Raw genomic sequence first — 19938 nt, forward strand, 5'->3', positions numbered from 1 at the left:
GTACTCTTGTAAGAGAATTTTGTTCACATAAGGAGGATTTTTTCATGAAAGGTTTTGCAATGCTTGCCCCGAACGAAGTCGGCTTTACCGAAAAAGATCGTCCCGCGCTCTGCGCCAAAGACGCGTTGGTACGGCCGTTGGCGGTATCGCCTTGCACATCGGATATTCACACCGTTTACGAAGGCGCTCTGGGGGATCGCCATGACATGATTTTAGGCCACGAAGCGGTCGGCGTGATCGTCGAAGTCGGCGCGGAGGTCAAAGATTTTAAGCCGGGCGACCGCGTCATCGTGCCCGCGATTACTCCGGACTGGGGCGCGGAGCGCTCGCAGGCGGGATTCCCGATGCACTCGGGCGGGATGCTCGCCGGCTGGAAATTCTCCAACTTTAAAGACGGCGTTTTCGCCGACGTTTTCCACGTGAACGACGCGGACGCCAACCTCGCTCTCTTGCCGGATTGGCTCGCTCCGGAACACGCCGTCATGCTCTGCGACATGGCCACCACCGGTTTGCACGGCGCGGAACTCGCCGATATCGGTTTCGGTCATTCCGTCGTCGTCATCGGCATCGGTGCCGTCGGTTTGATGGCCGTGCAGGGTGCCGCGTTGCGCGGTGCCGGTCACATCTACGCCGTCGGTTCGCGACCCATTTCGGTCAAAGTGGCGCAAGCGTTCGGCGCCAACACCATCGTGAACTATAAAGAAGGCCCGATCGCCGAACAGATCCTCAAACTGACGAACGGCGCGGGCGTCGATCGCGTCATCATCGCGGGCGGCACAACGAAAACGCTCGGCCAGGCGATTGAAATGGTCAAACCGGGCGGCATCGTCAGCACCGTCAACTACTACAGCGGCGCTGATTATCTCGAAATCCCGCGTGAAGCGTGGGGCGCCGGCATGGCGCACAAACAGATCCGCGGCGGTCTGACGCCGGGCGGTCGTCTGCGCATGGAACAGCTGCTGGACATGGTCGAATCGGGACGCTTACGCATCGCCGAACTCGTCACTCATGTGTTCCGCGGCATGGAACATTTACCGGAAGCGCTTGAGTTGATGCACGACAAGCCGAAAGACCTGATTAAACCGGTCGTTTTAATCGACGAAGCTGATAAATAAAAAGCAAGCATAAAAGGCAGTCCTCGGACTGCCTTTTTGCTTACGCGAATTTTACAAAATACTGCATTCTTTGGTCAACACGGTCCTTCCCTGCGTAAATAATTGCGGAAATTCGCGCCGTCTTCGGCGAAAACGGCGCATTTTTGAATACTCATTCAAATTTACAAAGAAACGGTGAAAAATTTACCGTATTTTGGTGACAGATTGCTATTATACGTTTAGCGAAAATGGATTTTCCATTAAGGGGAGGTTACTATGAACGCACGCAGTATTACCAAATGCACCTTGCGCCTGTTCCTGGCCGCGGGAATTTTCTCGTTGGCGATGCCCGCCGATGTAAGTTTCGCGTCCGAACCGATGCCGACTTACATGTCGCAGCAGGCCAAAGCGGACTGGCAGCACGGTCAAAAGCTCGCATCCCGCAGCGCGGCCCGCACGGGAATCGCGATCATGCCGATCGATCAGGCGAAATTTTTAAAGGGTCAACGCTTTGACTTTGAAGTCGAAGTCAACGGCAATAATCCGACGGCGTTAAACGTCACCGTCAACGGCAAAGACGCCGCTAAATACTTCGGCAAAAAGCCGGTGATTACGGTACATGACGACTACACGTCGTACCGGATCGACAACGTCAGCTTCAAAGCGCGCGGCGAAATCGACATCGCTGTCGCCGCCAATACTTCCAAAGGCGCGCTCAAACGCCAAATCAACTACAAAGTAGTCGATGAAAAGGCGAAGAAAAAAGCGAAAAACGTCATCCTCTTTGTCGGCGACGGCATGAGCCCGCAGATCAAAGAAGCGGCGCGCATTCTTTCCAAAGGGATTTACGAAGGCCGCTACAACGGTCATCTGTCTATGGAAAACTTGCCGAACATGGCCTTTGTCACCACATCGGGTTACGACTCCCTGGTCACCGACTCCGCGAACTCGGCATCGGCCTACAACACGGGTCATAAATCCGTCGTCAACGCGATGGGCGTGTATGAAAACCGCACCAAAGATCCGATGGATGATCCGAAAGTCGAAACGATTGCCGAGATTATTAAACGAACCAAAGACATGGGCGTCGGCATCGTATCCACGGCCGCCATTACGGACGCGACGCCGGCCGCGGTAACCGCCCACACCCGTCGTCGCGCGGAACAGCCGGCTATCGCCGCCGACTATCTCGCCGCGTACCACCGTCCGGATGTCATCCTCGGCGGCGGCGCGCAGTTCTTCCTGCCGCTTTCCACCAACGGTTCCAAACGGAAAGACGAACAGAACGTCATTGCCGATTTCGAAAAAGCGGGTTTCCAATTCGCCGGCAACCGTCAGGAAATGTTGGCGGCCAACGACAATAAACCTCTGCTCGGCCTCTTCACGATGAACCACATGAACGTCTACATGGATCGTGAATTTAAAAAGAATCCGGAAGTTCTGAAAAACTTCCCGGATCAGCCGAATTTGATTGAAATGACCGCGAAAGCGATTGATATTCTCTCGCATAACCCCAACGGTTTCTACCTGATGTCCGAAGGTGCCTGCATCGATAAGCAGCTGCACACGATGGATTGGCAGCGCGCCGCTTACGACACGATCGAATTGGACCAGGCCGTAGCCTACGCGACCGACTGGGCGAAAGCGCATGGCGATGATACGTTGATCGTTGTCATTGCCGACCACTCGCACGGCGTATCGCTGACCGGCACGTACCACGAACATGACGGCGTGAAAGGTCGCGACGCGGTTCGCACGTACGCGGAAGCCGGCTGGCCGACATTCTCGGACCGCAACGCCGACGGCTACCCGGATGATCCCGATGCTGACGTAACGCTCGCTCTGCAATACGCCAACTTCCCGGACCACTACGAAAACTATCGCTTCCAGGCGAAACCGACTTCACCGGCGATTACCGGCGAGAACGGCAAGATTATCGGCAACCCGTATCGCGCACCGAAAGGCGCTCGCTACATTGAAGGTTCGTTGCCTTCGACCAAGGAAACGCAAGAAGTCCACTCCGCGGATGACATCGTCGTCATGGCCGGCGGTCCGGGCTCGGAAGAATTCCACGGCCTGATGGACAACACCGAAATCTTCTTTGCGATCATGCGTGCTCTGGGTATTGACGCAACGAAGTAACAAACAACATAGTACGAGAGGAGCATGACCATGCAACGTCAATTATTGCATCTCGTTCTTGCTCTGGTTGTGGCTTTAAGCGCAAGCAGCGGAGTGGTTCACGCCGCTGCTTCGCTTTCTTTTGGGCAAATGTACGCGGGCTCTACCGTTCGCGGTTTGGTTTTGTCCGATTATTTGCAAAGTCTCGCCGGGCAGGAAGTGGAGATGACAGGCTTTATGGCCCCGCCGTTAACGCCGACCATTAATTTTTTCGTGTTGACGGAAGTACCGATGTCTGTTTGTCCGTTCTGTTCGACAGATGCCGATTGGCCGAATAATATTGTGGTCGTAAAATTGCAGGAACCCGTTGTCGCATTGCCTTTTGACGCGCCTATCACGGTGCGCGGTTCGCTCGAACTCGGTTCGGCGGTCGACGCGGAAACGGGCTTTGTATCATTGGTTCGCATTAACGCCCACAGCGTTACAGCGCAATAGGAGTAAATGTATGATCAATTTACGCAATGTGAAAAAATCATATCGTGACGGCAATCACGAACGCACCGTATTGGCGATCGACGTGCTGGAGCTTGGCGACTGCAGTCAATGGGCGCTGGTCGGTCCCAGCGGCAGCGGCAAGTCGACGTTGCTGCACTTACTGGCGGGGTTAACGCGCGCGCAGGAAGGCGTAATTCAGATCGACGGCACGGATCTTACGGCTTGCCGTGAGTCCGAACTCGATGAATTTCGCGCGGCGCATGTCGGCTACGTCATGCAAAACTTTTCTTTATTGCCGACTTTACGCGCGCGGGATAATATCCTGGCCGGCGCTTTTTTCGCCCGCACCTCTGATCGCGACCGTGCCGACGCGGCGGAAGAACTTTTGCGCTCGGTCGGTTTACCGGAACGCGGTCATCAGTTGCCGCGCGAACTCAGCATGGGAGAACAGCAGCGCGTAGCGGTAGCGCGCGCTCTCATCAAAAATCCCGATTATATTTTCGCCGATGAGCCCACCGCCAGCCTGGATCGCGCCACGGGTATGGCCGTGATCGAACTTTTACAGCAACGCGCGCGCGCGGCGGGCGCCACGCTGATTGTAGCGACCCATGATAAAGACGTCGCTGCGAAGCTCGACGGCACGATTCGTTTGGAAGGAGGCCGCCTATGCTGCGCCAAATAGCTTGGAGCGAACTGCGCCACCGGCCGTGGCAAACGCTTTTGCTGACGCTTTTAATCGCGCTGGCGATCGCCTCCTCCGTATTTATCGCCGCGCTTTCGTTCGGCATGCATTACGGACTCACGAAAGCGACCGAACCGTTCCAGCAAATTGTCGGCGCCAAAGGCAGCGCCAACCAGTTGGTACTCAACACGGTATATTTGAAAGACCGTCCGATTGGTAACGTCACCGGCGATGTTTTTCAAGAAGTAAAAGCCAATCCGTTGGTAAAGCAGGCGATCCCGCTGGCGTTCGGTGACAACTGGCGCGGTTTTCGCATCGTCGGCACCGAAAATACGATTTTCGATTATCGCGTCAAGCCGCAAAGCGAACCATGGCTGAAAGTTGCGTCGGGCCGCCGTTTCAACGCGCCTTTTGAAGCGGTCATCGGCGACGGCGCCGCGAAACTTTTGGGCGCTAAAATCGGCGACACATTTCAATCCATTCACGGCGCGACCGCGCACGGTCATGTCCACAAAGATCAAATCTACACGGTCGTCGGTATTTTGGCGCCGGTGGAAGGTCCGTACGATCACGCCGTTTTAACGGATATCCGCAGCGTCTGGCTGGCGCATGAACACCACCATGATCACGAACACGAAGCCGCCGCGCACGAAGAAGAACATGAACATGAACACGAAGCCGCCGCGCACGAAGAAGAACATGAACATGAACACGAAGCCGCCGCGCATGAAGAAGAACATGAACATGAACATGAACATGAACACGAACACGAAGCCGCCGCGCAAGACGTGAACGACGGTGAGCACGCCGCGACCGCGGGACAGGTGACGGCCGTATTGATTCAGCCGCAAGGCTACGGTCAGGCGTTGAAACTCGCCATGGAGTTCCAGCAGCGCAACGACGCGCAACTGGTCTTTCCGGCGCAGGTCATTATTCAACTTTTCTCCCTGATGGGCCAAGGCGAAAAAATGTGGTGGTACATCGGCGCCTTTTTCATCGCCGCCGCTCTGTTAGTCGTTCTTTCCACGCTCTATCTTTCCGGTCTGCAGCGTTTACCTGAACGCGCGATTCTGCGCGTACTGGGCGCCAAACGTTCGGAACTTTTGACCGTGACACTCTGGCAAAACGGTTTGATTATAGTCCTCGGCGGAATTCTCGGCTACGTTCTCGGTTACGCGGGTTATCTCGGCGTCCGTTCGCTGATGGCGACGAATACGGCGATCGCTTTGCCGCTGATATTTCTGAAAGAGCCGCTGTTGATCGCGCTGGGTACCATGGCCGTCGGCTTGCTGGCTTCATTAATTCCCGCATGGCTGCTGGCGCGCAAAGATACGCTTTCTAAACTGTAAGCAGTCCACGCAATCAAAAAGACGAAATCAAAATGATTTCGTCTTTTTTCTTTGCCGTTTTTTCTCACAGCGGCAAAGGAATCTCCAAAGGACTGAATTGCAAGTAATCCGCGCTCGTGAGATAAAGAGGCACGCCGTGGATTTCCCGCGGCAAATAACGGAAATTTTGCTCGTCATGGATATGTCCGTAAATATATCCGAGCGCTCCGTATCGCTTCGCGATGTCCGCCATCTCGGTCGGTTCGCGCGCTTCATTGAACGGCGGATAATGCGTGGCCACGAGCAGCTTGGTAAAACCGGCTTCCCGCGCCAACGTCAACGAACGTTCCAGACGTTGCAATTCGCGCGCCCAAACGACTTCGTCTTCCGGCTTCCACTGCGTATCTCCCGGCGCGATCCAGCCGCGCGTGCCGGCGATAGCCACCGTGTCGGTCAGCGGGATAAAGTTATTGTGTAAAAAAAGCAATTCATGATCGGTCGCGCGTTGCATTTTCGCAAGTCCCGCCCACCAATAATCATGATTGCCCCGCAAAATGATTTTACGTCCCGGCAACGCCCGAATAAAATCCAAATCGGGAGCGGCCTCTTCGAGCTTCATCGCCCACGAAACATCGCCGCCGATCAACACCGTATCTTCCTGCGCCACCTGCTGGCGCCAATTCGTTTCCACTTTCTGCCGATGGTTCCGCCAGCGATCGCCGAAAACATCCATCGGCTTTTGCGGCGGATCGCCCGACAGGTGCAAATCGCTTAATGCCCAAAATCGCATCTATCGTCTCCTTGTCGCCGTCCAAAGCGGCATAAGTTCCTCACGGATCCCCTGCCGCGCCTTCGCATCGGGCGCTTGCGTGAGCATGTAGCCCAAAAAGAGCGGGCTCGTCACGCCGCGCGCGATAATTTTACAGTATTCATAGTCGGCCGCGTAGAAAAACAAATTATAGCTGGCATATCCCCAGCCGTTCGGATCGACAATCACTTTCACAAGTTTTTGAATGCTGTCGGCAAATTCATCCAAACGCCTCGGATCTTTCAGACGTACATTAAATTCACGCAACCCGCAGATAGGATGATCCGACAGCGTCACGCGCACGCTGTTCGTTTCATGCAAAACTTCGCCGTCAAGCTGATCCAACCGCACATTTTGCATGTAGTCAAACGATTCGCAACCGATAATTTGCGAATGCGGATGCCGAATGGAACCGCCCGAAGTCGGACCGAAGTTGCGGTAATAAATCACGGAGCGGAAGCGGCGTCTGGCAATCGTTTCACGCCATTTTTCCATGCTGAAGCGTAAAATATTTTCCCATTCTTCCGGCGCGTACGTCGCGATATCGCTGTCATGTTTCGCCGTTTCGATCAACACGGTCTGCCAGGTTTTTTCCATGACGGGATATTTGTTGACGAGCCAAATCATATCGTCTTTTTGTGCGAGGATATCAGTCAAATGCTCGCGGGCGCAAAACGGACAGGGATCATGCAAAACGCTGCGCGGTTTCTGCGCGGCCACGCGCGGATTAAATAAAATCGGTTCTTGCACAATAACCTCCTTCAGCGCCTCTGCGCGCGCTCCTGACGACGTTTGTCGAACAGACCCTTGAGATCCGGCGGCGTCGCCGCTTGCCAGCGGTATGCGGGAACGGCGGCCGCCGCTTTTTCTTTGGCCGCCAGTAAATCGTAGTATACCTGCCACTTCGCTTCCTTTTCCGCCTGCCCCGTCAAACGCAACAGGTACGCGGGATGAAACGTCGGCATGACGGGATAGACTTCGTTCGTGCCCGGCAGGGTCCACTGCAACCATTGACCGCGCGAACGTACCATGCCCAATTCGCGGCCGGCGAAAAAACGCAGCGCGACTTTTCCCAAAGCGACGATCGCGCGCGGTTTCCCCAGCGCGATTTCGCGGCAGAGCCAGCGCGCAGCGCAAATATCCGCCTCCGCAGCTTGCGGCGTGCGATTATTGCGCGGTCGACACTTGACGATATTCGTCACATACACGCGGTCGCGCGTAATGCCTACCGACCAAAGCACGCGGTCTAAAAGTTGCCCGCTCGGGCCGACCAACGGCACGCCGTACGCGTCTTCCACACCGCCCGGTCCCTCGCCGACCAGCATCAACGGCGCGTCGATCGGACCGGTCGCGCCGGTCGGACCGTGATTCGGTTCCGCGCCGAGGCGACAATGGCGGCAATGCTTCACCGTTTCGTACCAACGTTCCGTAAACGACTCCGCGCTGTCCGGCAAGGTCTGCCAATTTGTCGGCGCGGTATCCTTCCACCAATCGATCTCGCTCGTCCCGTCCGTCATGAATTACTGCGCCTCCGCCTCATCGTTGCGGTTCGTCATATCGACAAAGCGCGTCCACTGACCATGGAAGTACAACTGAATCGTGCCCGTGGCGCCGTTTCTATGCTTGGCGATGATGACTTCCGTGATATTTTTACTGGAATCTTCAATTTCCTGCTGGTAGTAACCTTCCCGATAGAGAAACGCGACGATATCCGCGTCCTGCTCCAAGGAACCGGATTCGCGCAAATCGGAAAGCATCGGGCGTTTCACTTGGCGCGATTCGACGCTTCGGCTCAACTGCGAAAGTGCGATCACCGGCACTTTGAGTTCACGCGCCAAGCTTTTCAGCGAGCGGGAAATTTCGGAAATTTCCTGCTGCCGATTTTCCGCCTGTCGACGACCCTGACTGCCCTGCATCAATTGCAAGTAATCGACGATAATTAAATCGAGTCCTTTTTCCGCCTGCAAGCGCCGCGCCTTGGAACGCATTTCCGCGACCGTAATCCCCGGCGTATCATCGATGAACAGCGGCGCGTCGTATAAAGCCGTCGCCGCCTGCATAATACGCGACCATTCATCCTGCGAAGTGATGCGGCCGGTGCGCAATTTTTGCGAATCGACAAGCGCGGTCGAGCAGATCATACGCAAGCCCAGCTGCTCCTGCGACATTTCCAAGGAAAAGAACGCTACATTTTTATGCTCTTTCAGTGCCACATGCTGCGCGATGTTAAGCGTCAGCGCCGTTTTACCCATGGACGGACGCGCCGCCACCAAAATCAGATCGGACGGCTGCAGGCCGCTCGTAATATTATCGAAACCGGAAAATCCGGTCGGTAAACCGGTAATTCCGCTTTTATTCGTGTATTTATTGGCGATATCATCCAACTGTCCCTGGACGATCTCACCGATCGCCGTCATCTCCTGACGACGTTCATCTTTCGCCACTTCCAAAATACGCCGTTCGGCGGCATCGACGATATCCGTCACTTCGCCTTCGCCGGCGTACGCTTCTCCCGCGATTGTATCGGCCGCGAGAATCAGGCGGCGCAAACGCGCTTTTTCCAGCACGATCTGCGCGTGCCGTTCCACGTCGAGGGAGGAAACGAGATGATTCGGCAAGTCCGTCACGTAGCTGACGCCGCCGACATTATCCAGTTGCCCCATGCGACGCAGTTCTTCCGTCACCGTCAAGACGTCAACATTTTGGTTGTGAAAAATCAGATTATTGATCGCTTCAAAAACGACTGCGTTGGCTTCCCGATAAAAATCGGCCGCCTGTAGTACGTCGGTCGCTTTGATCGCCGCTTCTTTATTGGTCACCGCCGCCCCTAAGACGGACAGTTCCGCGTCCACATTTTGCGGTGGAATCCGTTCGATCATGCCTTACCTCCCGCGGTCATTTCCCGCCACGCGTCTTCGATGGTTTTGACGCGAACAATCGGCAATCCCGCGTACTCGGCGCCGATATCATCCCGATTTTCATCCGGAATGAGCATTTTTTTCATGCCGGCCTGTTTGGCACCATAGGCTTTCGCGTGCACACCGCCGATCGGTTTGATCGCGCCGTTCAGCGCGACTTCTCCCGTGACGGCGATATCCTGCCGCAACGGAATGCCTGTAATCGCCGAAAGCAGCGCGCAGGTCACCGCCACGCCCGCCGAAGGGCCGTCAATTTGACCGCCGCCGATCACGTTCACATGCAAATCATATTCACGCGTATCCGCGCCCGCGACGCGACGTACCGCCGCCGAAGCGTTGAACACGGAGTCTTTCGCCATCGAGCCCGCCGTATCGTTGAAACGCAATTCACCTTTGCCGGGAATGCGCGCGGGAAAAGCGACGGCTTCCACTTCAATCACCGAGCCGACATAACCCGCCACGCCCAAACCGAAAATATGTCCGACTCGCGGCTGTGCCGAGGCCTGATCATGACGTTGCGGCACGAGGTGCGCCGCCTGCGCCACCCGTCGTAAATCCTGCAAGGTGACGGTCAAGCCGTCGGCGCGTCCCGCATGGTACATCGCCAAACCGTACGCGTCCGCCAGCAGCTGCACCGCTTTGCGTCCTTCGCCGGTGTATTCGGCAATCGCCGCCGCGACACCGTCCGCCAATACTACGCCGAGTTTTTGCGCCGCGTCCGTGACGATTCGCGCGACATCATCCGTCGCCAACGGAGCGAAAAAGACTTCCGCGCAACGCGAACGGATCGCCGGATTGATTTCTTCCGGCGCGCGCGTTGTCGCACCGATCAAAATAAAATCGGCCGGCGCGCCGTCGCGGAATAATTTTTTAATATACGCCGCCACCTGCGGATCGTCTTCATCATAGTACGACGACTCGAAATACACCCGCTTATCTTCCAACACCTTCAGAAGCTTATTGAGCAGCAGCGGGTCCATTTCCCCGATTTCATCGATAAATAAAACGCCGCCGTGCGCCTTGGTCACCAGCCCCGGCTTCGGCTCGGGAATCCCCTTATCGGCGAGATCGCGCTGCGCCCCCTGGTAGATCGGGTCGTGCACGGAACCGATCAGCGGGTTCGTCATGTCGCGATTATCCCAGCGCAACGTCGTACCGTCCGTTTCCACAAACGGCGCGTCCTTTTGAAACGGCGTGAAATCGAATTGCTTCGCCGCCTCTAAGACGACGCGCGCCGCCGTCGTCTTGCCGACACCCGGCGGTCCGTATAAAAGCAGGTGCTGCGGATACTTCGTCGCGAGTTTCGCGAGCAAGGCTTCCAACGCGTCTTTTTGGCCGACAATATCCGCCAAGGTTTGTGGCCGCACTTGGGCGGCGATCGTATCCGTCAGACGAATGTGGTCCAGTTTGTCCAGCTGCGCCAATTTTTCACGAGACTGCGGCGTTTCAAAATCGCCCGTCTCTTCATTCAAAAGTTCCAGGCGTAAATCATTGACATATTCCTGATGCTTTTCTTCCAGCGCATCATTAATTTTTTGTTCCAGCCGCTCTTCGACCGCCTGCCGCGCCAAGAGATCGCTGATGCGATTTTCCGTTCGCTCCAGCAGCACCTGCGACTGTTCTTCACCGGGCACGGGAATATCCGGATCTTCCAGCACGATGCGCGCCAAACCCGCCAGCCGTTTTTGGGGATCTTCCGCGTGCAGGTAGGAAAGCGCGTTATAATGGCTGCCCGCCAACAAAAAACGCTCCGCGCCGATAAGGCCTGAATACACGCCCGAAAGGACGGCGATTTGCCGCCCGAACTCCGCTTCGCTCTCGGCGCCGGTCTGTGAATTACGACTCCACAACCGCCGCCAGATATCTTTCATTATCTAATTATTCCTCCGGAACTACATGCACCTGGATTTCCGCGGTCATCTTCGGATGGATCCGGATGGCGACGGGAAAACGCCCCACGGTGCGAATCGGTTCTTTCAATTCGATTTTCTTTTTATCCACGGTAAGTTCATGTTTGGCCGCGAGCGCTTCTCTGATCGTCTGCGCGGTGACGGAGCTGAACGCGCGTCCGTCGGCGCCGAGTTTCAACGGCACTTCGACCGTTACTTTTTTTAATTGCGCCGCGAGAACTTTGGCTTCGTCCTCTGCGACCTGATCTTTATGTTCCTGCGCGGCATTTTTCTGGCGCGCGTTGTTCAAATTTTCCGGCGTGCCTTCCAACGCCAGACCGCGGCGCATCAGGTAGTTGCGGCCGTAGCCGTCGGCGACTTCGATGATTTCCCCTTTTTTACCGACTTTTTTGACGTCCTGTAATAAGATCACTTTCATTTCGCATTCTCCTCTTTTTGCGCGCGAATCTGCGCGACAATTTTATTTTTGATTTCTTCCGGCGTTTCTTCCGGCGCGAACTGTCCGCCGGCCACCGTCTGATGACCGCCGCCGCCGAGCTCTTCCATCACGCGCTGAACATTAATTTCACCGTCGGAACGCACGGATGCGCTGTAGCCTTCGCCATTATAGTAAATGGCGATACTCGTATGTATATTTTCAATATTGATCATCATATCGGCCACTTGTCCCGCGAGAATCTGCGCGTTTTCCGCATCGTCGGGAATGGTCGCGCACACGATGTCGCCATCAATTTTTTCGGCGCGCGTCAGCACGTCCGCCCGCGTCAAAACGGTCTCGAAATCGAGCGCGAACAGATCGCGGACGAGTTCCGTCGCGGCGCCGCTGCGGCGCAAATAACTGGCCGCGTCGAACGTGCGAATGCCGGTCTGCACGGCGAAGTTCTTCGTATCGACGACGATACCGGCGTACAACGCCGAGGCTTGTGTCTCGTTCAATTCGATCGTATCGGAATAGTACTGTAAAAGCTCGGTGACAAGTTCACATGTCGAAGAGCTGGAGGGTTCGAGATAGACGAGCAGCGGATCGGGAATAAAAGTATTGCTGCGTCGATGGTGATCAATGACGACGCGGTTTTGAATCATTTCCACCAAACTCGGCGCCGCCGTCATTTCCGGTTTATGCGTATCCACTACAAAGAGTACCGTCTGCGGCGTCACCAATTCTTGCGCGGCCTCTTCCGAAATCAGCAAATCTTCCATGCCCGGTGTCGCCCACACCTGATCGACCAGCTTTTCCACCGTTTCCTGATCTTCGCTGATGACGACATGCGCCGGCACGCCTTCTGAGGTCGCCATGTACGCGACACCCACTGCCGCGCCGAGGGAATCGTAATCTTCCCTGGCATGGCCCATGACGAGCACCATGTCCGCCTGGCTGATCAGTTCGTGAATCGCCTGCGCCACCACGCGGGCGCGCACGCGCGTATTTTTCGCCAAGGCCTGGCTCCTACCGCCGAAGGTCTGCGTTTCGCCGTCCGCCCGGATGACGACCTGATCGCCGCCGCGGCCCAACGCCAAATCGAGCGCCAAACGCGCTTCCCCTTCCTGCTCGGCAAAGGATTCTTCCCCGTAAGCGCAACCGATCGAAAGCGTCACCGGAATCCGGTTCACCGTGTGAATCGAGCGGACTTTTTCCAAAATTTTGAAGTTATCGTCAATCAATTGCTGCAGCGATTTGCGGCTGATGCAGGCGATGTAGTTATTGCGCTCGTAACTTTTGATAAAACCGTCGATCTTGCCGAATTCGTCGAGCACCATCGTATTGACTTCCGCCCAGAGCGCCGAACGCTGTACTTCCGTCAAATCGGACGAAACCTCGCCCAGATTATCCAACTGCACATAGCAGAAAACCGGCAACGCCGCTACGCTTTCCTGCTTGCTGCGTTCCGCCTCCGTCACATCGTCAAAATACAGCACCATGTAGGCTTCGCCGGGATTATCGTTCTCTGCGGCATTGATGCCGCTGGCGCGGTCGAGGAATTTATAGATGACGCGGTAATAACTGTCGCCGATCCGCGCGGAAAAATAACCCGATTTCCCCCACAGTTTGGCCAGTTGCGTTTGCGGCAACAACTTTTGCAGGCGGTCGCCCTCTTTCAGCTCCTGCACCCAGTCGCGAAACACCGAGTTGCTCCAGACGAGCATGCTTTTTTCATCAATAATCGCAATCCCGATCGGCAAATTCTGCGTCGCGTATAAAGACGCTTCCGTCACCGAGGCGGACACCGCATTCAGGTAATGCCGCCACACGCGTTCCTGCTCGATCTCCGTTTTGCGCAAAACGAGGTACACGCCGAACGCAACCAGAGTACACAACCCCGCCACGATCGGATTCAACCAGGCCAGCACTAAAATGAGCAGGATCACAATTGCCGCGTACGCGCGATCACTGCGATTTTTGAACCAGAAATTACGATATTCCATTCGTCGGAGTATATCCTTTCCGCTTACGATAATTGATGCCCATATCAATTAAACCGATTAAAAATAAAAATCCTAAAAATGTCGGAATGATAAAGCTTCCGATCACGATCCCCCAGCGCATGAAAGCCAAGCGCGGATGGCGTCGGGCCCACCAAAAAACGACCGCGATCCCCTGTAGCCAAATCAGGTACATCGCCGCGACTTGAATATTCATCGCTATTTCCGCCGGCAGTTGCGGGAAATATTGCGGCCCGAACCAGCCGAGCAACAACGCGAATACATACAGGTACAGCGCTGCCCGCGGCATTTCCCATTCCGCCACCGGCGGAAACTTCGGTAAATCAATCTGCAGACGACGTAAAATCGCCCGCGCGATAACGATGTTAAGATACGACAACAACAATCCCGCCGACACCACAATGAACGGCGCCACCTGACGGATTTGCGCCTGTTGCGCCAAGTATTGCGACTTCGCCTCCGCCAGGTCAATCGAATTGTACCCCATGCCTTCCAAGGTTCGGAACGCCTGTTCCGTCGATTGGCGCATCGCGTCTTCGTACATCGCGAAAACGTTCACGCCCATGACGTAAAAGGACAGCAGGAACTGAATCCCGAAACCGAGCAAAAAAACAATCGTCGCAACCGTTAAGATGCGTCCCGCCGACCATTTCTGACGAAATCCCTCGCCCAGCGTCAAGGCCATCGAGCCGAAGGTGAGTCCGATGCCGGCCGCCACCACCGGTCCCGTGAAAAGCGTCAAGATAAATAAAGTCGCCACCGTTGCCAGCAGCGACCAACGCATGCCGTACCGAACGCCCAAATAGGCGATCGGTACCGGCCACAACAACAGCGCTACTGCCGAGAGGATCGGTACGTACGTCCCCACCAGCGACAACACCACCGTGAGACCGACGAGCAGGCCCGCTTCCGTAAGCGCGCGGGTAGATCGTTGCGGCATTAATGAACCTCCTGAATAATCGGCAAAATCATCGGACGCCGACGGGTCTTTTCAAAGATGTAACGCGACAAGGTATCGCGGATCTGCATTTTAATCACATTCCATTCCGTGATATTATTGTCCGCGCAGCGCTCGATAACCGCATCGACGCGCCGCGTCATTTCACGGATCAAGGCTTCCGAGTCGCGCATGTAAATGAAGCCGCGGGACACGATATCCGGTCCGGCAAGCACTTGCGTGGACCCCTTTTCAAGCACCAGCGTCACAATGACCATACCGTCCTGCGACAGTTGCTGACGATCACGAATAACGATATTGCCGACATCGCCGACGCCCAAGCCGTCCACATAGACTTTGCCCGCCTGCACTTTGTCCGCGAGCCGGCCTTTGCGACCGGTGAATTCAAAGATCTGTCCGTTTTCGCCGATTAAAATATTATCGCGCTTCACGCCCAAACTTTCCGCGATTTCCGCATGTTTATGCAGCATGCGGTATTCCCCGTGCATCGGAATAAAGAAGCGCGGACGAATCAGCGACAACATCATCTTCAACTCTTCCTGCGAGCCGTGGCCGGACACGTGGACTTTCTTATCCGAACCGTGCACCACGCGCGCGCCCAATTTCACCAATTTATCAATCGTGCGGCCGACGCTTGTTTCGTTGCCCGGAATCGGCGACGCCGAGAGAATGACCGTATCGTTCGGATGAATTTGGATCTGTCGGTGCGCGCCGTCCGCCATCCGCGAAAGCCCCGCCATCGGTTCGCCCTGGCTGCCGGTCGTCAAAATGCAAAGCTGGTCCGCCCGATAGCGATTGATTTCATCACTGTCGATAATCGTTCCTTTCGGCGCCGTAAGATACCCGATCTCGAGCGCGATCCCGACGACATTCACCATGGAGCGACCGAACACCGCCACTTTGCGTTGATTCGCCACCGCCGCATCAATCGCCATCTGCACGCGGGACACATTCGATGCGAACGTCGCCAAAATAATTCGGCCGCGCGCCTGCGCAAACTCCCGCATCAGCGCCGCGGAAACCGTTTTTTCCGAAGGCGTGTGCCCGGCGCGTTCCGCGTTCGTCGAGTCCGCGCAATACACGAGCACGCCGCGATTGCCGAGCTCCGTAATTTTTTTGAAATCCATCATCTTGCCATCCACCGGCGTGTAGTCGATCTTAAAGTCCCCGCTGTGCACCACCGTTCCTACCGGCGTGCGGAAATAAATCCCGCAGGAATCCGGAATCGAATGGTTCACATGGAAAAACCCTACTTTAAAAGCTCCGGCCGTGATTTCATCACCGGATTTAACGACATTCAGCTGGTACTTGCCCACGCGATTTTCTTTCAACTTGCCTTCGATCAAACCGCAGGTCAGGCGCGTCGCGTAAACCGGCGCCGAAACTTCCTTCAACAGGTACGAGAGCGAGCCGATATGGTCCTCGTGCCCGTGCGTGATCACAATCGCGCGTACTTTATCCTTATTTTCAATCAAATAGCTGAAATCCGGGATGACAATATCAATCCCCAACATTTCGTTATCCGGAAATGCCAAGCCCGAATCCAGCACCACAATATCGTCTCCATAACGGAATACCGTCATGTTTTTACCGATCTCCCCCAAACCTCCGAGGGGGATGATCTGCAATTTTTCTTTCGCCAAAATAAAACCTCCCAATATGTAGATGTCCCGAACATTCTTGCTGATCTTGCTATGGACAATCAAAATTGTCCGGTCCGCTCACAAACTCCTGTTCTTATTATACCATATTCACTGTTCTATACCGCCCGCGCCGTACGGCCATTTCCCGCTGCCGCGCTTTGTCAAAAACGAGTGAAATACAGCGCGCCAAAAAGGTGGCGCGTTACCGATTATTTGCCGTTTCGCGTGAAATTTTCCCGTCATCATGCCAAAATCATGACAATATTTTTACTTGTAAAATATCCGTGTAAAATTTCATTCGGTCACTTTTCGTTTTCGCATTCACACCTTATCGCTTCCAATAAAAAAGCCCGCCGAAGCGGACTTTTATAATGTTTCCGAAGGCTGCGGACCGTACTTATTCGTACCTTTTTCCGACGGCTTTACCAAGAAATAAAGCAATACCAACGTACCGATGAGCGGCACAATCTGCCACAAAATCCACCAGCCGCTTTTGCCGATATCATGCAGACGACGAATTTGCGCCGTAAACGCCGGCAGGAATAACAAAATCGTCACGATCGTCGTGATCGTTCCTCCCATTCCGGTCTCGTCTACGGTGTGCGGAAAAAGTCCCACGTCCAATGCCTGTGCAATGAGCAAAATAACCACATAAATCAGCATGAATTTCCAATATTCCGCACGTGACGCGCGACCGCTGAAGGCCACGTACTTTTCTCGTACGCAACGTTCAAAGGCGCGCTTAAACGTCATTTCTTCCACGACTTGCGCTTGTTTCATTTCATTCATTAGAATCCCCGCTTTCATATAATGAAGTAAAGTTTTATTTTATTTTATTTCATTATATCACGCTTATCTTTTTGCCATCTTAAATCCATCCTTGAACGGTCTGAAGTTGCGCGCAAAACGATCCATCGTATGGATCGTTTTGCGCGCAACAAATATTGCAATAAGAAAGCTTTTATTTTTTTCTTTTCTTTCTTTGACCAACTCTTTTCGAGAATGTATACTATATACAATTGTAACCAATATAGTTGCAGTTGTATGTAATTGTTATCATTTATTATTTATTTCTGAGGAGGCCTTTATGGTAAAAAGGAAACTCATACCGCTCGTCTTGGCTATGGTTGCCGGAACGAGCATGGCGTATGCCGCACCGCAGTACGATCATCGTCACCGCGACGCGGCTTGAGGAAAAAACGCAACATGTGCCGGCATCCGCCAATGTCGTCACGGCGGAAGAAATGAAAAAACGGCCGGTGCAAAACCTCGCCGACGCGTTAGCGCATACGCCCGGCGTCTATCGTTCGCCGGTCGCGGACGGAGGCATGTCTTCCGATTTGATGATGCGCGGTTTCGGTTCCGCTGAAACCCTGATCATGCTTGACGGACAACCCTTGAACTCCGGCTGGAACAGTACCGTCGACTGGGCCGTCTTACCGACCACGGATATTGAAAAAATCGAAGTTGTCCGCGGCGCCGGCTCGTCGCTTTACGGCGGTCGCGCCGTCGGCGGCGTCATCAACATCATCACCGCGAAATCGCAGGAAGAACTCAGCGGCAATGCCGTCCTTTCTTACGGAAGCGATAAAACGAAGCGTTTCGGTTTAAACACAAAGGTGAAAAAAGATAACTGGCGCATGGGCCTCGGTTATGAAAAACGCTCCACGGACGGCTATGTCGGCTACTACATCGACAAAAGCGCCCAAAAACAAGATCCAAAAAAACCGGTCACACCGACGCACCAAGTCAACTTGGCGCAATCGGCAAGAGGTTACTACATCATCGGCTCGCGTGGCGAAAAATTGAACGACACGGAAACATGGTCCTTTTCCTTGGGCTATGATTTCGATGAAGATCGCAGCTTAGACTACGCCTTCACCCGCTCGAAGCACAATTACGACTACCGCAATCCCTTCACCTATGTTTACGATAAAGACGGCAACCCCGTCTTTGGCGGCGTTTGGGAATTGCCCGACAAGAGAATTTTGACAATCGCCCCGTCTGACTATCTCGGAAACTACGGTGTCCGCGATATGGACGTCCATCGCCTGCAATTCGCCGATCGTAAAAATCAACTCTTCGCCCATTTCGGATACACCGATCGCTTCAACGACGGCTTCAGTTCTTCCGGCAAAGTCACCGGTGTCGTCAACACGGACACTTTGAATGCGTGGAACGGAAAGGGCGATTTCTCCTACTATCCGAGCAAGACGTATAACTTCGATATTCACAAAAACATCGAGCTCAAAGACCATACGCTCACGGTCGGCTACAACTACAATCGCGAATCCTTCGCGCAGACCCGCTTTGACCTGGAGCACTGGCGGGACCGCGATAACGGCCGCAGCCCGTACGAATATAACGGCGGACGCGGAATCCTGCACGCGTTGTATCTCCAAGATAAATGGCAAGTCGCGGATACGACCGATCTCTACTTGGGCATGCGTTACGACCGCTACAAAAAAGAAAAAGGCTACAACAACACCTTGCAAGATGACGGTACCTGGAAATATAATAACTTCGCTTCCGGAACGTATGACGAATGGTCTCCGAAAGTAGCGGTGGAACATCGCTTCGATGAGAACAACTCCGCCTTTATCAGCTACGGCCACTCCTTCAACCCGCCGATACTTTACCAGGTATATCGAAACAGTGGAACGATTTCCCCGAATCCGGACTTAAAGCCGTAAACGACCAATACTTGGGAAGTCGGTTACAAACACTATGATCAGAACCTGACTTGGGATGTGACGCTCTTCCATGCCAAAACAAAAGATCTCGTCGCTCTGAAACCGAAAAACGTCAAACCACGTTATTATTACAACACGGACGGCGATCTCGTTCGCCGCGGCATCGAATTCGGTACGCAGTACCGCTTCAACCAAAACTGGTCGGCCTACGCCAACTACGCTCTGACCGATGCCAAAATAGATGGCGATCGGTACTACGATATCCCGCGTCACCTCGTTCACTTCGGCGTGCAATGGGATGCCAAGCCCTGGCAAGTCCTCTTGGACAACACCTATGTCAGCGAAAGACAGCGTCCGGATCGCGACACCGGTGAATACAAATCGGAAGACTCGTACTTCGTCACCAGCCTTTCCGCCAACTATGAAATCCAAGAAGGTCTCGTCTTACAAGGCGATATCTACAACCTGTTCGACAAAAAATTCTACGCAGGCGAGGCCGCTCGTGAAAGAACCTACACAGTCTCCTTGCAATACCGATTCTAAGCATTTTCAAAAAAAGAGGGCAATCGCCCTCTTTTTTCTTTCCCTTTTTCACATTTCAGGTGAAGCCAATTCGCATTCGAGTACCCTCCGCTACTCTCGTCACATGCCGATCTGATGCGACCGTTACCGACAATGCCTTGCCGCCGGTTATAAGGCGATATATGGACGTCACTTGAAGTTCTTTGAATGCCATCTGCTTGCAATAAAAAAGAGACCGTCATTCGACGGTCTCTTCGCGTAATCAGCAGCTACCTATGCTCCCGGGCCGTTTCCAGCCAAGTACTTTCGGCGTTTACGAGCTTA

Annotated in this window: 15 protein-coding genes and 1 pseudogene; 6 read left to right on the plus strand and 10 right to left on the minus strand. The window is 54.3% G+C overall.

Features of this window, described 5'->3' with window-relative positions:
- The first annotated feature begins 44 nt into the window (after positions 1-44).
- The 5 genes from KIB08_RS02970 to KIB08_RS02990 all read left to right on the plus strand — a co-directional run bounded on the left by KIB08_RS02970 (position 45) and on the right by KIB08_RS02990 (position 5741).
- Entirely contained in the window at positions 45-1115 is a 1071-nt protein-coding gene (locus KIB08_RS02970; RefSeq protein ID WP_303989389.1) for an NAD(P)-dependent alcohol dehydrogenase, read from the plus strand.
- A 255-nt stretch (positions 1116-1370) separates the two neighbouring features.
- Positions 1371-3236 (plus strand): alkaline phosphatase, encoded by a 1866-nt coding sequence (locus KIB08_RS02975; RefSeq protein WP_303989391.1) that lies wholly within the window; start codon positions 1371-1373, stop codon positions 3234-3236.
- A gap of 30 nt (positions 3237-3266) precedes the next feature.
- Positions 3267-3710 carry a hypothetical protein gene (locus KIB08_RS02980; RefSeq protein ID WP_303989393.1) on the plus strand — a complete coding sequence of 148 codons (444 nt, stop codon included), beginning with the start codon at positions 3267-3269 and terminating at the stop codon, positions 3708-3710.
- Between the two features lie 10 nt (positions 3711-3720).
- A complete protein-coding gene (locus KIB08_RS02985; RefSeq protein WP_303989396.1) occupies positions 3721-4392 on the plus strand; it encodes an ABC transporter ATP-binding protein in 672 nt (223 codons plus the stop codon).
- Positions 4377-5741, plus strand: a complete 1365-nt coding sequence (locus tag KIB08_RS02990) for an ABC transporter permease (protein WP_303989397.1) — start codon at positions 4377-4379, stop codon at positions 5739-5741. Before KIB08_RS02985 ends, KIB08_RS02990 begins: the two co-directional genes overlap by 16 nt.
- Before the next feature lie 64 nt (positions 5742-5805).
- On the opposite strand, the gene KIB08_RS02995 is transcribed toward KIB08_RS02990, so the two are convergent.
- From KIB08_RS02995 to KIB08_RS03040, 10 genes are all read right to left on the minus strand, one after another.
- A complete protein-coding gene (locus tag KIB08_RS02995) occupies positions 5806-6510 on the minus strand; it encodes a metallophosphoesterase (RefSeq protein ID WP_303989399.1) in 705 nt (234 codons plus the stop codon).
- Positions 6511-7278: a DUF4931 domain-containing protein gene (locus KIB08_RS03000; RefSeq protein ID WP_303989401.1), complete on the minus strand. Its 768-nt coding sequence runs from the start codon at positions 7276-7278 to the stop codon at positions 6511-6513.
- A gap of 11 nt (positions 7279-7289) precedes the next feature.
- A complete protein-coding gene (locus KIB08_RS03005) occupies positions 7290-8045 on the minus strand; it encodes a uracil-DNA glycosylase (protein ID WP_303989403.1) in 756 nt (251 codons plus the stop codon).
- A gap of 3 nt (positions 8046-8048) precedes the next feature.
- On the minus strand, positions 8049-9407 hold the full coding sequence (gene dnaB, locus KIB08_RS03010; RefSeq protein ID WP_024048035.1) for a replicative DNA helicase: 1359 nt from the start codon (positions 9405-9407) through the stop codon (positions 8049-8051).
- Positions 9404-11317 carry a Lon family ATP-dependent protease gene (lonC, locus tag KIB08_RS03015; RefSeq protein WP_303989408.1) on the minus strand — a complete coding sequence of 638 codons (1914 nt, stop codon included), beginning with the start codon at positions 11315-11317 and terminating at the stop codon, positions 9404-9406. Before lonC ends, dnaB begins: the two co-directional genes overlap by 4 nt.
- A gap of 7 nt (positions 11318-11324) precedes the next feature.
- Entirely contained in the window at positions 11325-11774 is a 450-nt protein-coding gene (gene rplI, locus KIB08_RS03020) for a 50S ribosomal protein L9 (RefSeq protein ID WP_303989410.1), read from the minus strand.
- Positions 11771-13780: a DHH family phosphoesterase gene (locus KIB08_RS03025; protein WP_303989413.1), complete on the minus strand. Its 2010-nt coding sequence runs from the start codon at positions 13778-13780 to the stop codon at positions 11771-11773. Before KIB08_RS03025 ends, rplI begins: the two co-directional genes overlap by 4 nt.
- Complete coding sequence (locus KIB08_RS03030) at positions 13767-14738, minus strand: YybS family protein (protein ID WP_303989416.1); 972 nt, start codon at positions 14736-14738, stop codon at positions 13767-13769. The genes KIB08_RS03025 and KIB08_RS03030 overlap by 14 nt, the downstream gene beginning before the upstream one ends.
- A complete protein-coding gene (locus KIB08_RS03035; RefSeq protein WP_303989438.1) occupies positions 14738-16402 on the minus strand; it encodes a ribonuclease J in 1665 nt (554 codons plus the stop codon). Before KIB08_RS03035 ends, KIB08_RS03030 begins: the two co-directional genes overlap by 1 nt.
- Before the next feature lie 363 nt (positions 16403-16765).
- Positions 16766-17188, minus strand: a complete 423-nt coding sequence (locus KIB08_RS03040) for a DUF805 domain-containing protein (RefSeq protein WP_303989419.1) — start codon at positions 17186-17188, stop codon at positions 16766-16768.
- 359 nt (positions 17189-17547) lie between these two features.
- Here KIB08_RS03040 and KIB08_RS03045 point away from each other — a divergent pair.
- A pseudogene (locus KIB08_RS03045) lies at positions 17548-19635 on the plus strand (TonB-dependent receptor plug domain-containing protein).
- Positions 19636-19938 lie beyond the last annotated feature (303 nt).

The organism is Negativicoccus succinicivorans (assembly GCF_018372215.1).
Lineage (GTDB): Bacteria > Bacillota > Negativicutes > Veillonellales > Negativicoccaceae > Negativicoccus.